Consider the following 14,602-nt stretch of genomic DNA (forward strand, 5'->3'; position numbering starts at 1 on the left):
GGTTATGCTTAGAACAGAAATTGAAAAAACCCTTCAGGTATTAAAAGACGGAGGGGTGATTCTTTATCCCACAGATACGGTCTGGGGATTAGGATGCGATGCTACAAATGAAGCAGCGGTAGCCAAAATAAATGAGATCAAAGCGCGTACTGCGGATAAGAGTTTTATCGTCCTGCTGGACAATGATTCCAAAATCCAAAGTTATGTTACAGAGGTCCCTGATGTGGCTTACGACTTAATCGAATACGCAGAAAACCCATTAACCATCATCTTCTCCGCTGCAAAAAACCTGGCGAAGAATGTGATCAATGAAGATGGTAGCGTAGGCATCAGAATTGTAAAGCATGACTTCTGTCAGCAGCTTATTCAACGCTTCCGTAAACCCATTACTTCTACTTCTGCTAATAAATCCGGTGAACCTTCTCCCCTGATCTTTGATGAGATTTCAGAAGAAATTAAAGCCGCAGTAGATTACATAGTTGATTGGGAACAAGAGCTACAGGCACCAAAGAAACCGTCCACCATCATGAAATTAGCGCCGGGAGGTCAATTTTCCTTTATTAGAAAGTAAGTTTTATTACTTTTGTAACTCATTAATGGAAAAACATTTACAAAATCCAATATTTAAAGTCCTTGCCGATATTGCTCAAACACATCAGATTGAAGCATACGTAATAGGTGGGTATGTGCGCGATATTTTCTTAAAAAGACCTTCTAAAGACATCGATATTGTGGTGTTAGGGAATGGAATTGAGTTTGCCGAATTAGTAGGTAAACAACTCAAAACCAAGGTTGCGGTATTTAAAAACTTTGGCACTGCCATGATTAAAACCCGCGATCTGGAAATAGAATTTGTAGGAGCCCGAAAAGAGTCCTACCGCTCAGATTCCCGCAAACCTATCGTAGAAAACGGCACCATCAAAGACGACCAGCTGAGAAGAGATTTCACGATCAACGCCCTGGCCATCTCCCTGAATAAAGACAATTTTGCTCAACTCGTTGATCCTTTTAACGGAATTAATGACCTGGAGCAAAAACTCATCAGAACCCCACTTGATCCTGAACTTACTTTTTCAGATGATCCATTGAGGATGATGAGGGCCATTCGTTTTGCCACTCAACTAGAGTTTAGCATAGACGAAAGCGCCATCAACGCAATAAAAACACAGAAAGAAAGAATCAGTATTGTCTCTAAAGAGCGCATTACCGATGAACTTAACAAGATCATCCTTTCTAAAACACCTTCTATAGGTTTCAAATACCTGTTTGATACCGGGCTTTTACACCTGGTATTTCCACAAATGGCCAACCTTTACGGAGTAGACATCATTAACGGAAAGGGACATAAAGACAATTTTTATCATACCTTGCAGGTTCTCGATAATATTTGTGAAGCTACCGACGACCTTTGGCTCCGTTGGGCAGCTATTCTTCATGACATTGCCAAACCGGCAACCAAACGTTTTGAAGAAGGACATGGCTGGACTTTTCATGGCCATGAAGACAAAGGTGCGAGAATGGTACCTCAGATTTTCAATCAATTGAAACTTCCATTAAATGAGAAGATGAAATTGGTGCAGAAACTCGTACAGTTACACCTAAGGCCCATTGTATTGGCACAGGAAGTGGTTACGGATTCAGCAGTCAGAAGGTTACTTTTTGATGCCGGCGAAGATATAGAGAGCTTAATGATGCTCTGCAATGCCGATGTCACCACAAAAAACGAGTACAAAGTAAAAAAGTACCGTAATAACTTTGAGCTGGTTAAACAGAAGCTGAAAGATGTGGAAGAACGGGACAAAGTAAGAAACTGGCAGCCACCAATTACTGGTACCCATATCATGGAAATATTCGGATTAGGCGCAGGTAAAGAAGTAGGACTGATTAAAAATGCCATTCGAGAAGCAATTCTGGAAGGAGAGATCAAAAACGACTACGAGGAAGCTTTACAGTTCATGCTGGAAAAAGCCAAAGAATTCGGCCTGCAACCCGTAAAGCGCTAATACAAAGTACAATAATATTTTATAATTTTATAGCTAGAAAAAAAGCTCAGATGGCAATTTATAGATTTAGAATAAGTTTCGAGGATTTCGATGAGGTAGTTAGGGAAATCGATATCAAACCAAACCAGACATTTGAAGATTTACATCGCGCGATACATCGCTCAACAGGATATTCTGCTGAAAAATCCTCGTCTTTTTATGTAAGTACTGATCATTGGATCAAAGGAGACGAAATTGCCTACCTGCCGAATCAACGTAAAGCAGATAGAGGTGTAACTTTAATGGAAAAAGCTAAACTGAGCAATTTCATTGAAGATCCACACCAGAAATTCTATTATATCTACAATTTCGACCGTCCATTTGATTTTCATGTAGAACTGATCAAGATCATTCTGGAAACTGATCCTAACCTTGAGTACCCTGTACTGGTTAAAAGTCAGGGAGAAGCCCCTAAAATCATCGATAAAGATAATTTTAATGCCGTTGCAGTATCAACTGATGAAGAATCTTCTGACTTTGATTTTCTGAACGAACTGGACTTTGTTCCTGGAGATACTGAAGAACTGGCCGCAATGGACGGAAGAGGTATCAATACCGCAGAAAAAACAATTGATGACGATTCAGAAGAAGATGCAGCGGATACCGATGAGTATGGTAGCGATGACGACAGCTACGAAGATGATGAGTACGGTGGTGGTAAAGACGACGATTATTAATATTCCATCATGTTATTGGATAAAACCTTAATTGTAGTTGTCGGCCCTACCGGAATAGGAAAGACTTCGCTGGCTATTGAACTGGCCAGACACTTTTCTACAGAAATTATTTCGGCTGATTCCCGTCAATTCTTTAAGGAAATGGAAATCGGGACTGCTAAACCTTCTCCGGAAGAGTTAAATGCAGCTCCGCATCATTTCATCAATTCCCATAGTATAGAAACCCTGTTCAGCACCGGCGACTTTGAAATACAAGCGTTACAGCTAATGGAGGAACTTTTTAAAAAACAGGATCTGCTGATTATGGTCGGCGGATCCGGTTTATACATCGATGCCGTTTGTAATGGACTCGATGATCTTCCGGATACAGACCTCAACATCCGCGAACAATTAAAACAACAGCTGGAACTGGAAGGTATTGAATCCATCAAACAACAGCTAAAAATTCATGATCCTGAATATTATGAGAAGGTAGACCAGGCCAATCCGCAACGGATGGTCAGAGGACTGGAATTCTTTCTTTCTACAGGCGAGAAGCTTTCTTCCTACCAAACCAACAGTAAAAAACAAAGACCTTTCAATATCATCAAAATAGGGCTCAATATGGACCGTGCAGCGCTCTATCAGCGCATCAACCATAGAGTTGATCAAATGATGGGTGCAGGTCTGCTGGAGGAGGTAAAAGGGCTACAAGCTTACAGAAAATATAATGCCTTAAATACCGTAGGATATTCCGAATTATTCGATTATCTGGATGGTAATATCCCACTGGAGACTGCGGTAGATAAGATCAAGCAAAACACACGTCGTTTTGCAAAGCGACAGCTGACCTGGTTTAGAAGGGATGACAACACTGCCTGGTTTGAACCCAATGCCAGCAAAGCCGTCATCCTTCATATCAATAACGTATTAGAATCTTAAGCCTGAGCTGTTGGTCCGCCAAAGTTCATTGGAAATCCAGGAGGCTCATCCTGCGTTTTAATCTTGCCATAAGCAGCCTCATATTTCTCCAGATTATCTTGCATTGCTACCATTAACCTTTTAGCGTGTTCTGGTGTCAGGATAATCCTTGATTTCACTCTTGCTTTAGGCACACCCGGCATCACTCTGATAAAGTCCAGTACAAACTCCGTGTTGGAATGCGTAATGATGGCCAGGTTTGAAAAAATCCCCTCTGCAACTTCTTCAGAAAGTTCAATATTTAATTGGTTTTCGTTTTGCTGTTCTTCCATAACACAAAACTATTACTTTAATCCATACCGAGGTAGCGGATGCGCAATTATTTTCCAAACCAAAACGCATAAAAAAAGTCCCCCGACTTTATCAGAAGGGGGACTTTTCAAAAGATATTTAAATATTAAGCATCTACTTCTTCTTGTTTCGAAGCTAATAATTTATCGTATTCTTCTTGAGAACCTACAATGATACGCTCATATCCACGTACACCTGTACCTGAAGGAATTAAGTGTCCAACAATAACGTTTTCTTTTAATCCAAGCATGTTATCACGTTTACCAGCGATTGCTGCTTCGTTTAACACTTTTGTAGTTTCCTGGAAGGATGCTGCAGAGATGAACGATTTCGTTCCTAATGAAGCACGTGTGATACCTTGTAACATTGAACTCGCAGTTGCAGGTCTTGCATCACGAACTTCAATTTGTCTCAGATCTTTACGTTTCAATTGAGAATTTTCGTCTCTTAATTTACGTAGAGAAAGGATTTGTCCTGGTTTCACTGTGTTTGAATCACCAGCTTCTATCACAACTTTTTTGTCATAGATCTCGTCATTCTCAATCATGAAGTCCCAACGATCTGCTAGATTATTCTCTAAGAAAGTGGTATCTCCCGGATCTTCAATGTGAACTTTTTGCATCATCTGGTGTACAATCACCTCAAAGTGTTTATCATTGATTTTTACACCTTGTAAACGGTAAACTTCCTGAATACCATTTACTAAGTATTCTTGTACAGCCGCAGGGCCTTTAATCGCTAAGATATCCGCTGGAGAGATAGAACCATCAGATAGAGGCATACCAGCTTTCACAAAGTCATTATCCTGAACCAGGATGTGTTTAGACAATGGAACAAGGTATTTTTTAACTTCTCCGTCTTTAGATTCAATCGTCATTTCGCGGTTACCACGTTTAACGCCACCTAAGGTTACCACACCATCAATCTCTGTTACTACAGCAGGGTTTGAAGGGTTACGTGCTTCGAAAAGCTCAGTTACACGTGGTAAACCACCCGTGATATCTCTTGTTTTACCAGTTGAACGAGGAATCTTAACAAGGATCTGACCAGTTTTAACTGCGTCACCTTCATCGATAGCGATGTGGGCTCCAACAGGGATGTTATATCCTCTGATCAATTCACCTTTTTTATCCACAACCCGTACAGAAGGGTTTTTAGTTTTATCACGTGTATCGATAATTACTTTCTCACGGTGACCAGTTTGCTCATCAGACTCCTCACGGAAGGTTACACCTTCAACGATTGCATCAAATTCGATTTTACCGGCGAACTCCGAGATAATTACCGCATTGTATGGATCCCATGAACAAATCTTATCGCCTTTAGCGATTTTAGCTCCATCCTCAACATATAAGAATGAACCGTAAGGAATGTTGTTGGTCATGATCACTTTGTTTGTGCCTGCTTCAACAATTTTGAATTCACCTGAACGACCTAAAACAATTTGTTTTATACCATCTTCAGTATCATTCTCTACTGTACGAACATTTTCAAACTCGATGATACCATCAAATTTAGCATTGATTTGAGATTCTGCAGCGATATTCGATGCAGTACCCCCAACGTGGAACGTACGAAGTGTTAACTGTGTACCCGGCTCACCGATTGACTGTGCAGCAATTACACCGACAGCTTCACCTTTTTGAACACGTTTACCAGTTGCTAAGTTACGACCGTAACAAAGCGCACAAACTCCTCGTTTGTTTTCGCAGGTTAATACCGAACGAATTTCAACACCTTCTAATGGTGATTCTTCAATTGCTTTCGCAATGTCTTCATCAATATCAAGGCCAGCTCCAACTAATAATTCACCATTCAAAGGATTGAATACATCATGTAGAGAAATACGACCTAATAATCTGTCGTATAATGGCTCAACGATGTCTTCATTATCTTTCAATGCAGTAGTGTACATACCTCTTAAAGTACCACAATCTTCTGCATTAACGATCATATCCTGTGCTACATCATGTAAACGACGTGTAAGGTAACCCGCATCCGCCGTTTTTAACGCCGTATCCGCAAGACCTTTACGCGCACCGTGAGTAGAGATAAAGTATTCTAATACCGATAGACCTTCCTTAAAGTTAGATAGAATCGGATTTTCAATAATCTCACCACCTGAACCTGATTTCTGAGGCTTAGCCATCAAACCACGCATACCGCATAGCTGACGAATCTGCTCTTTCGAACCACGGGCTCCAGAGTCTAACATCATGTAAACTGAGTTGAAACCTTGATTATCGCTTGATAACTGAGTCATCACGAATGATGTTAAACGGTTATTAATACGAGTCCAGATATCGATAATTTGGTTGTAACGCTCGTTGTTGGTAATGAATCCCATGTTATAGTTATTCCTTACTTCTTCAACTTCAGCAGAAGCTTGCTCTAATAACGCTTGTTTTTCAACCGGAATGTTTACATCTTGTAAATTAAATGATAAACCTCCTCTAAACGCCATTTGGAAACCTAATTCTTTGATATCATCTAAGAATCTAGCTGCACGTGACATACCGGTAATTTTTACCACATGACCAATGATATCTCTAAGAGATTTCTTAGTTAGTAGCTCATTGATATAACCAACTTCTGCCGGAACCATTTGATTAAATAGTACACGACCTACAGTAGTTTCCATCAATTTATTAACGATTGATCCATCTTCCAATTTCACATTTACCTTAACTTTAATAAACGCGTGAAGATCAATCATTTTCTCATTATAAGCGATGATTACTTCCTCAGGAGAGTAGAAAGAGAAATCTTGTCCTTTAACTACACGTTGCTCATCAGTTCTACGGCCTTTAGTAATATAGTAAAGACCCAAAACCATATCCTGTGAAGGTACCGTAATTGGAGTACCGTTTGCAGGGTTTAGAATGTTGTGTGCAGCAAGCATTAATACTTGTGCTTCTAAGATTGCGGCGTGTCCTAATGGTAAGTGTACTGCCATCTGGTCACCGTCAAAATCCGCGTTGAATGCGGTACATACTAATGGGTGTAATTGGATTGCTTTACCTTCCACCAATTTAGGTTGGAAAGACTGGATACCCAATCTGTGTAGTGTTGGTGCACGATTCAGTAATACCGGGTGACCTTTTAAAACATTCTCCAGAATATCCCAAACTAATGGATCTTTTCTGTCTACAATTTTCTTTGCAGATTTTACTGTTTTAACGATACCTCTTTCTATCATCTTGCGAATGATAAACGGTTTGAATAGCTCCGCAGCCATATCTTTAGGTAAACCACATTCATGTAATTTAAGGTTTGGACCTACAACAATTACCGAACGAGCAGAATAATCCACACGTTTACCTAATAAATTCTGACGGAAACGACCTTGTTTACCTTTCAGAATGTCTGAAAGAGATTTTAAAGCACGGTTACCTTCAGTTTTAACTGCATTTACTTTACGTGAGTTATCAAATAACGAATCTACCGCTTCCTGTAACATACGTTTTTCGTTACGTAAAATTACTTCCGGCGCTTTGATCTCGATTAAACGTTTCAAACGATTGTTACGGATAATCACACGACGATATAGATCATTTAAATCTGAAGTCGCAAAACGACCACCTTCAAGAGGTACTAACGGACGCAATTCCGGTGGAATAACAGGAACAATCTTGATGATCATCCACTCCGGGTTATTCTCAATTCGGGTTCTTGCACCACGGAAAGCTTCCACTACCTGTAAACGTTTCAAAGCTTCGTTTTTACGTTGCTGAGAAGTTTCGTTTGCAGCCTGGTGGCGTAAGTTATAAGATAAAGTATCTAAATCAATACGTTTCAATAAATCTTCTAATGCTTCAGCACCCATTTTGGCGATGAATTTATTAGGATCTTTATCGTCTAAATATTGGTTTTCTTTTGGCAACTTATCAAGAATATCAAGATATTCCTCTTCAGTTAAGAAATCCATATATTGAATACCTTCTTCTGCCATGAAACCAGCTTGAATTACTACATAACGCTCGTAGTAAATGATCAAATCTAATCTCTTTGTAGGCAATCCTAATAAGTATCCAATTTTATTTGGTAAAGAACGGAAATACCAGATATGCGCAACAGGAACCACCAAATTGATGTGCCCCATACGCTCTCTACGTACTTTCTTTTCCGTAACCTCAACACCACAACGGTCACACACAATACCCTTATAACGGATACGTTTGTATTTACCACAATGACATTCGTAATCTTTAACCGGACCGAAAATACGCTCGCAGAACAAACCATCACGCTCAGGTTTGTAAGTACGGTAATTTATCGTCTCAGGTTTTAACACCTCACCACTAGAGCGCTCTAAAATAGCCTCCGGCGATGCCAAACTAATGGTGATCGAGGTGAAATTGCTTTTTAATTTATTATCCTTTTTGTAAGACATAGCTCTTTTGTTTGAATTTGAAAATTTAAAAAGCCGGAACGGACACCAGCTTAACTGTGGTCCGTTCCAGCATTAAAAAATTCAACATTAGTCTAACGTAATATCTAAACCTAATCCGCGTAACTCATGTACCAATACATTGAATGATTCTGGTACACCTGGCGTAGGAAGGTTTTCGCCTTTTACAATCGCCTCATAAGTTTTGGCCCTACCGATCACATCATCTGACTTAACAGTTAAGATCTCTTGCAGGATATTAGCCGCACCGAATGCCTCTAATGCCCAAACCTCCATCTCACCAAAACGCTGACCCCCGAACTGAGCTTTACCACCCAATGGTTGTTGTGTAATTAATGAATATGGTCCGATTGAACGAGCGTGCATCTTATCATCAACCATGTGCCCTAGTTTCAACATGTAGATAATACCTACAGTTGTTGGCTGGTCAAATTTCTCACCCGTTAAACCGTTATGTAAGTAAGTTCTACCTGAAGCAGGTACACCAGCTTTAGCGATCCAGTCTTCTACCTCGTCATGTTTAGCACCATCAAAGATCGGAGTTGCAAATTTCACACCCAATTCTTTACCGGCCCATGCCAATACAGTTTCATAGATCTGGCCCAAGTTCATACGTGAAGGTACACCCAGTGGGTTCAACACGATATCAACAGGTGTTCCATCTTCTAAGAACGGCATATCTTCATCACGAACGATACGGGCTACAATACCCTTATTACCGTGACGACCAGCCATCTTATCACCTACTTTTAATTTACGTTTTTTAGCTACATAAACCTTAGCCATTTGTACAATACCTGATGGCAATTCATCACCAACACTGATGGCGAATTTATCACGTTTGTAAGCACCTAATTCTTCGTTCACACGAATACCATAGTTGTGCAACAGCAATTTAATCTGGTCATTTTTCTCTTCATCAGTAGTCCATTTGTATGGGTTGATGTGAGCATATTCCAGATCAGCAAGACTTTTCTGCGTAAACTTAGCGCCTTTAGGGAATAATAATTCCTTGTAAACATTGAATACACCCTGAGATGTTTTACCGTTTACAATCTGGAACAATTTATCTACAAGCTCATTTTTCAGATTAGTAGTTGCAAGGTCATATCTCTTATCTAATTTTTCTATCGCTGCTTTTTCTTCAGCTTTAGTAGTTTTCTTAGCTCTTGAGAATAACTTAGTATCAATTACAACACCTTTGATCGAAGGAGGAGTTTTCAAGGATGCATCTTTCACATCACCTGCTTTATCACCAAAGATCGCACGTAGTAATTTCTCTTCCGGCGAAGGATCAGATTCTCCTTTAGGAGTGATCTTACCAATCAGGATGTCTCCTTCTTTAACTTCAGCACCTACACGGATAATACCGTTTTCATCTAAATCTTTAGTAGCTTCTTCAGAAACGTTAGGGATATCTGGTGTTAATTCCTCTTCTCCACGTTTCGTATCACGCACTTCTAATTCAAACTCTTCAATGTGTAATGAAGTAAAGATATCTTCACGAACAATACGCTCGCTAATTACGATCGCATCCTCAAAGTTGTATCCTTGCCAAGGCATGAAAGCAACTTTTAAGTTTCTTCCTAATGCCAATTCACCATTTTCAGTAGCATAACCTTCACATAGTACTTGTCCTTTTACTACTTTCTGACCTTTCTTAACGATTGGTTTTAAGTTGATACAAGTGTTCTGATTGGTTTTCTTGAATTTGATTAATTTATATGTTTTGCTATCACCTTCGAATGAAACCAAACGATCTGCATCGTTTCTAACATACTTAATAGTGATCTCATTTGAATCCACATATTCTACTACACCTTCACCTTCAGCATTGATCAGTGTTCTTGAATCGCGGGCTACGCGACCTTCTAAACCTGTACCAACGATTGGTGCTTCAGGACGTAACAATGGTACGGCCTGACGTTGCATGTTGGATCCCATCAAGGCCCTGTTCGCATCATCATGCTCAAGGAACGGAATCAACGAAGCAGCGATCGATGTAATCTGATTAGGTGCCACGTCCATTAAGTCTAATTTCTCAGGCTCAATAACCGGGAAGTCACCCTCGTAACGTGCTTTAACACGTGCAGTGGTGAAATTACCTTGATCATCATAAGCAGCATTCGCTTGTGCAATAGTTTTACCATCTTCATCTTCTGCAGACAGGTAAATCACATCCTCATCTACCTGAACAATTCCGTCTTTAACTTTTTTGTATGGAGTTTCAATGAAACCTAAGTTATTGATCTTCGCGTGAACGCAAAGAGAAGAGATCAAACCAATGTTTGGACCCTCCGGAGTTTCAATCGTACAAAGACGACCGTAGTGAGTATAGTGAACGTCACGTACCTCGAAACCGGCACGTTCACGGGAAAGACCACCTGGGCCTAAGGCTGAAAGACGACGTTTGTGCGTAATCTCTGCCAGAGGATTTGTCTGGTCCATGAACTGCGATAACTGGTTGGTACCAAAGAATGAATTAATTACCGACGATAATGTACGGGCATTAATTAAGTCTGTTGGGGTAAACACCTCGTTATCACGAATGTTCATACGCTCACGAATGGTACGAGCCATACGCGCTAAACCAACACCAAATTGAGCGTATAATTGCTCACCTACTGTACGAACACGACGATTCGACAAGTGATCAATATCATCCACTTCTTCTTTAGAGTTGATCAGTTTGATCAGGTATTTAACAATCGCAATAATGTCTGCTTTTGTCAATACTTTAACGTGATCAGGAGTATCCATTTTCAACTTACGGTTGATGCGGTATCTACCAACATCTCCTAAGTCATAACGTTTATCCGAGAAGAACAAACGCTCAATGATACCTCTTGCAGTTTCCTCATCAGGTGGTTCTGCGTTACGCAAAGCACGGTAGATGTTTTCAACAGCCTCTTTTTCAGAGTTTGAAGTATCTTTTTGTAAAGTATTATAGATAATGGTATAATCAGCTTGACTGGCACCATCATCTTTAGATAAGATGATCGTTTTAACACCTGCATCAATGATCATATCAATGTGCTCATCCTCTAAAACAGTATCTCTATCTAAGATTACTTCGTTACGATCAATGGAAACTACCTCACCGGTATCCTCATCCACAAAATCTTCAACCCATTTTCTTAGAACTCTTGCAGCAAGTTTACGTCCGATATATTTCTTTAAACCTGATTTGCTAACTTTTACTTCATCAGCAAGATCAAACAATTCAAGGATGTCTTTATCAGAATCATAACCGATTGCACGCAATAGTGTAGTTACCGGGAATTTTTTCTTACGGTCGATATAAGCATACATCACGTTATTAACGTCAGTAGCAAACTCGATCCATGAACCTTTGAAAGGAATCACACGCGCAGAATAAAGCTTAGTACCATTTGTGTGACGGCTTTGACCGAAGAACACACCTGGCGACCTGTGTAATTGAGAAACAATTACGCGCTCTGCACCGTTGATTACGAAGGTACCTTTAGGGGTCATATATGGAATAGTTCCCAGGTACACATCTTGAATGATGGTTTCAAAATCTTCGTGTTCTGCATCATTACAAGAAAGTTTCAGCTTCGCTTTTAATGGAACACTATACGTTAACCCACGGTCAATACACTCAGGTATATCATAACGCGGTGGATCAATAAAATAATCTAGGAATTCTAAAACAAAAATATTTCTAGAATCTGTGATTGGGAAGTTTTCAGCAAACACCTTAAATAAACCTTCTGTATGACGGTTATCTGAAGTGGTCTCGATCTGAAAAAATTCTCTGAATGATTGCAACTGTACATCTAGAAAATCCGGGTAATCTATGATGTGCTTACTACGTGCAAAATTTACTCTTTGGTCGACTTTATTTGCCAATGGACTAAAGTTAATTTAGTTTAAGAATAAACTATTTGTTTGGTTTGCCGTTAAACGTTTTCACCAGCCAAACAAGATGAAATGTTTATAAACAGGTATAGACTCCGACTATACAGTCGGAGTCTATGTTTAAAGTTATATTAAAATTAAGTGATTACTTAATTTCAACTACAGCTCCAGCTTCTTCTAATTGTTTTTTCAAAGCTTCAGCTTCGTCTTTAGAAACACCAGCTTTTAATTCTTTTGGTGCGCCATCAACTAAATCTTTAGCTTCTTTCAAACCTAGACCAGTTAAGTCTTTTACTAATTTAACTACTGCTAATTTAGAACCACCAGCTTCTTTTAAGATAACATCAAAAGTTGATTTTTCTTCAGCTGCAGGAGCAGCATCACCAGCAGGAGCCGCAGCAACTGCAGCAGCAGCTGGTTCGATACCATACTCGTCTTTTAAGATTTGAGCTAATTCGTTAACTTCTTTAACTGTTAAGTTTACCAATTGCTCAGCAAACGCTTTTAAATCTGCCATATTTATAGATTTTAAAAATTTACGTAAAATAATAATTTATAATTTGAACTTATGAGGTGTTCCTTAACCTTCTCTCTCTTGAAGAGTTTTAACAATTCCTGCAATTTTGTTACCGCTTGACTGTAAAGCTGAAATAACATTCTTAGCTGGTGATTGTAATAATCCAATGATGTCTCCAATAAGCTCTTCTCTTGATTTCAAGCTCACTAAAGTATCTAATTGGTTATCACCAACGAATACTGTTGAATCGATATAAGCCGCTTTAAGTTGTGGTTTATCAGATCCTTTTCTCAAGGCTTTGATCAGCTTAGCTGGACCATTACCTGTTGTAGAGAATAATAATGCTGATTGACCTTTAAGCGCAACAAAGATCTCTGATGCATCGCCTTCTAATCCTTCGATCGCTTTTTTGATCAAAGTATTTTTAGCTACCTGCATTTCAATCCCGCTTTCGAAACATTTGCGACGGATCATGTTAATTTTCTCAACAGATAAGCTTGATGTATCGGCAATGTAAAAGTTACCGAATTCCTGCATCTTCTCTAGAAGTGCTGAAACTACTACGTGTTTTTCTTCTCTGTTCATAATTAAATCCCCGCTACTGATTTAGTTTCGATTGCAATTCCAAGACTCATAGTAGAAGAAACATGAATGCTCTTAAAATAAGTTCCTTTTGCAGCAGATGGTTTTAGCTTAGAAATTACCTGAAGTACTTCTAATGCGTTTTCATATATTTTTTCTGCTGGGAATGATACTTTTCCTATTGATGCGTGAATGATACCACTTTTGTCAACTTTAAAATCAATCTTTCCGCCTTTTACATCAGTTACTGCTTTACCAACTTCGTTAGTTACAGTACCTGACTTAGGGTTTGGCATAAGGTTACGTGGACCTAAAACGCGGCCCAGTTTACCTACTTTTGCCATACAAGCAGGAGTAGTGATAATAATGTCAACATCTGTCCATCCACCTTCAATCTTGGCTACATATTCGTCTAAACCTACAAAATCTGCACCTGCTGCTTTAGCCTCTTCTTCCTTATCAGGAGTACAAAGTACTAATACACGTACAGTTTTACCTGTACCGTGTGGTAAAGTTGCAATACCACGAACCATTTGATTGGCTTTACGTGGATCTACTCCTAATGCTACGTCGATATCAACCGATGCATCAAATTTAGTAGTAGTTATTGCTTTTACCAAAGCAGCCGCATCCTGTAAAGAATACGTTTTACCAGATTCTAGTTTAGCATGTGCCTTTTTTTGATTTTTTGTTAATTTAGCCACTGTTGTAAACTGTTTTTTGTTAATTAATTTGTCCAAGGTGCATCACCGCTAACGGTGATTCCCATACTGCGTGCTGTACCGGCAACCATACTCATTGCCGATTCGATAGTGAAAGCATTTAAATCAGTCATTTTATCTTCAGCAATTGACTTAACCTGATCCCAAGTCACCGAACCAACTTTCTTACGGTTGGGCTCAGCAGAACCACTCGCTAATTTAGTAGCATCCTTTAACTGGATAGCAACCGGAGGGGTTTTGATGATAAATTCGAAAGACTTGTCAGCATAAACAGTGATTACAACTGGTAATACTTTACCTGGCTTATCTTGGGTACGAGCATTGAATTGCTTGCAAAACTCCATAATGTTCACCCCCTTAGCACCTAAAGCAGGTCCTACTGGTGGTGATGGATTTGCAGCTCCACCTTTGATTTGTAACTTAACAAGTGCACTGACTTCTTTTGCCATTTTCTGTTTTGTTAATTTTAATACTCAATGTTATAATGTTGGAAGCAAGTAACATTTAAGATCTTATAT

General features: G+C 39.4%; 11 protein-coding genes. 4 read left to right on the forward strand and 7 right to left on the reverse strand.

Annotation, left to right across the window (positions count from 1 at the left end; genetic code table 11):
* The first annotated feature begins 4 nt into the window (after nucleotides 1–4).
* Genes R2Q66_RS00630 through miaA form a run of 4 tightly spaced genes read left to right on the forward strand, consistent with a single transcriptional unit; the run spans nucleotide 5 to nucleotide 3,640 of the window.
* A complete protein-coding gene (locus R2Q66_RS00630; protein WP_316745875.1) occupies nucleotides 5–571 on the forward strand; it encodes an L-threonylcarbamoyladenylate synthase in 567 nt (188 codons plus the stop codon).
* 25 nt (nucleotides 572–596) lie between these two features.
* Nucleotides 597–2,003 carry a CCA tRNA nucleotidyltransferase gene (locus R2Q66_RS00635; protein ID WP_316745877.1) on the forward strand — a complete coding sequence of 469 codons (1,407 nt, stop codon included), beginning with the start codon at nucleotides 597–599 and terminating at the stop codon, nucleotides 2,001–2,003.
* Between the two features lie 50 nt (nucleotides 2,004–2,053).
* Nucleotides 2,054–2,719, forward strand: coding sequence for an IS1096 element passenger TnpR family protein (locus tag R2Q66_RS00640; protein ID WP_316745879.1), 666 nt, complete (start codon nucleotides 2,054–2,056; stop codon nucleotides 2,717–2,719).
* A 9-nt stretch (nucleotides 2,720–2,728) separates the two neighbouring features.
* Complete coding sequence (gene miaA, locus R2Q66_RS00645; RefSeq protein WP_316745881.1) at nucleotides 2,729–3,640, forward strand: tRNA (adenosine(37)-N6)-dimethylallyltransferase MiaA; 912 nt, start codon at nucleotides 2,729–2,731, stop codon at nucleotides 3,638–3,640.
* Here the strand turns inward: miaA and R2Q66_RS00650 are convergent.
* The 7 genes from R2Q66_RS00650 to rplK all read right to left on the reverse strand — a co-directional run bounded on the left by R2Q66_RS00650 (nucleotide 3,637) and on the right by rplK (nucleotide 14,533).
* Entirely contained in the window at nucleotides 3,637–3,951 is a 315-nt protein-coding gene (locus tag R2Q66_RS00650) for a DUF3467 domain-containing protein (protein WP_265840822.1), read from the reverse strand. The genes miaA and R2Q66_RS00650 overlap by 4 nt on opposite strands.
* 125 nt (nucleotides 3,952–4,076) lie before the next feature.
* Nucleotides 4,077–8,363, reverse strand: coding sequence for a DNA-directed RNA polymerase subunit beta' (gene rpoC / locus R2Q66_RS00655; protein ID WP_316745884.1), 4,287 nt, complete (start codon nucleotides 8,361–8,363; stop codon nucleotides 4,077–4,079).
* A gap of 87 nt (nucleotides 8,364–8,450) precedes the next feature.
* Nucleotides 8,451–12,254, reverse strand: a complete 3,804-nt coding sequence (rpoB, locus tag R2Q66_RS00660; RefSeq protein ID WP_062550288.1) for a DNA-directed RNA polymerase subunit beta — start codon at nucleotides 12,252–12,254, stop codon at nucleotides 8,451–8,453.
* Nucleotides 12,255–12,408: 154 nt separating this feature from the next.
* On the reverse strand, nucleotides 12,409–12,780 hold the full coding sequence (gene rplL / locus R2Q66_RS00665) for a 50S ribosomal protein L7/L12 (RefSeq protein ID WP_316745886.1): 372 nt from the start codon (nucleotides 12,778–12,780) through the stop codon (nucleotides 12,409–12,411).
* A gap of 63 nt (nucleotides 12,781–12,843) precedes the next feature.
* Nucleotides 12,844–13,365: a 50S ribosomal protein L10 gene (gene rplJ / locus R2Q66_RS00670; protein WP_316745888.1), complete on the reverse strand. Its 522-nt coding sequence runs from the start codon at nucleotides 13,363–13,365 to the stop codon at nucleotides 12,844–12,846.
* A gap of 2 nt (nucleotides 13,366–13,367) precedes the next feature.
* Complete coding sequence (rplA, locus tag R2Q66_RS00675; protein WP_265840961.1) at nucleotides 13,368–14,066, reverse strand: 50S ribosomal protein L1; 699 nt, start codon at nucleotides 14,064–14,066, stop codon at nucleotides 13,368–13,370.
* A gap of 23 nt (nucleotides 14,067–14,089) precedes the next feature.
* Complete coding sequence (gene rplK / locus R2Q66_RS00680; RefSeq protein WP_037443979.1) at nucleotides 14,090–14,533, reverse strand: 50S ribosomal protein L11; 444 nt, start codon at nucleotides 14,531–14,533, stop codon at nucleotides 14,090–14,092.
* Nucleotides 14,534–14,602 lie beyond the last annotated feature (69 nt).

The sequence above is a fragment of the Pedobacter gandavensis genome (genome assembly GCF_032677645.1).
Classification (GTDB): Bacteria; Bacteroidota; Bacteroidia; order Sphingobacteriales; family Sphingobacteriaceae; genus Pedobacter; species Pedobacter gandavensis_A.

Coding starts and splice junctions, on each gene's coding strand:
- R2Q66_RS00630 (WP_316745875.1), top strand. CDS start 5: ATGCTTAGAACAGAAATTGAAAAAACCCTTCAGGTATTAAAAGACGGA.
- R2Q66_RS00635 (WP_316745877.1), top strand. CDS start 597: ATGGAAAAACATTTACAAAATCCAATATTTAAAGTCCTTGCCGATATT.
- R2Q66_RS00640 (WP_316745879.1), top strand. CDS start 2,054: ATGGCAATTTATAGATTTAGAATAAGTTTCGAGGATTTCGATGAGGTA.
- miaA (WP_316745881.1), top strand. CDS start 2,729: ATGTTATTGGATAAAACCTTAATTGTAGTTGTCGGCCCTACCGGAATA.
- R2Q66_RS00650 (WP_265840822.1), bottom strand. CDS start 3,951: ATGGAAGAACAGCAAAACGAAAACCAATTAAATATTGAACTTTCTGAA.
- rpoC (WP_316745884.1), bottom strand. CDS start 8,363: ATGTCTTACAAAAAGGATAATAAATTAAAAAGCAATTTCACCTCGATC.
- rplL (WP_316745886.1), bottom strand. CDS start 12,780: ATGGCAGATTTAAAAGCGTTTGCTGAGCAATTGGTAAACTTAACAGTT.
- rplJ (WP_316745888.1), bottom strand. CDS start 13,365: ATGAACAGAGAAGAAAAACACGTAGTAGTTTCAGCACTTCTAGAGAAG.
- rplK (WP_037443979.1), bottom strand. CDS start 14,533: ATGGCAAAAGAAGTCAGTGCACTTGTTAAGTTACAAATCAAAGGTGGA.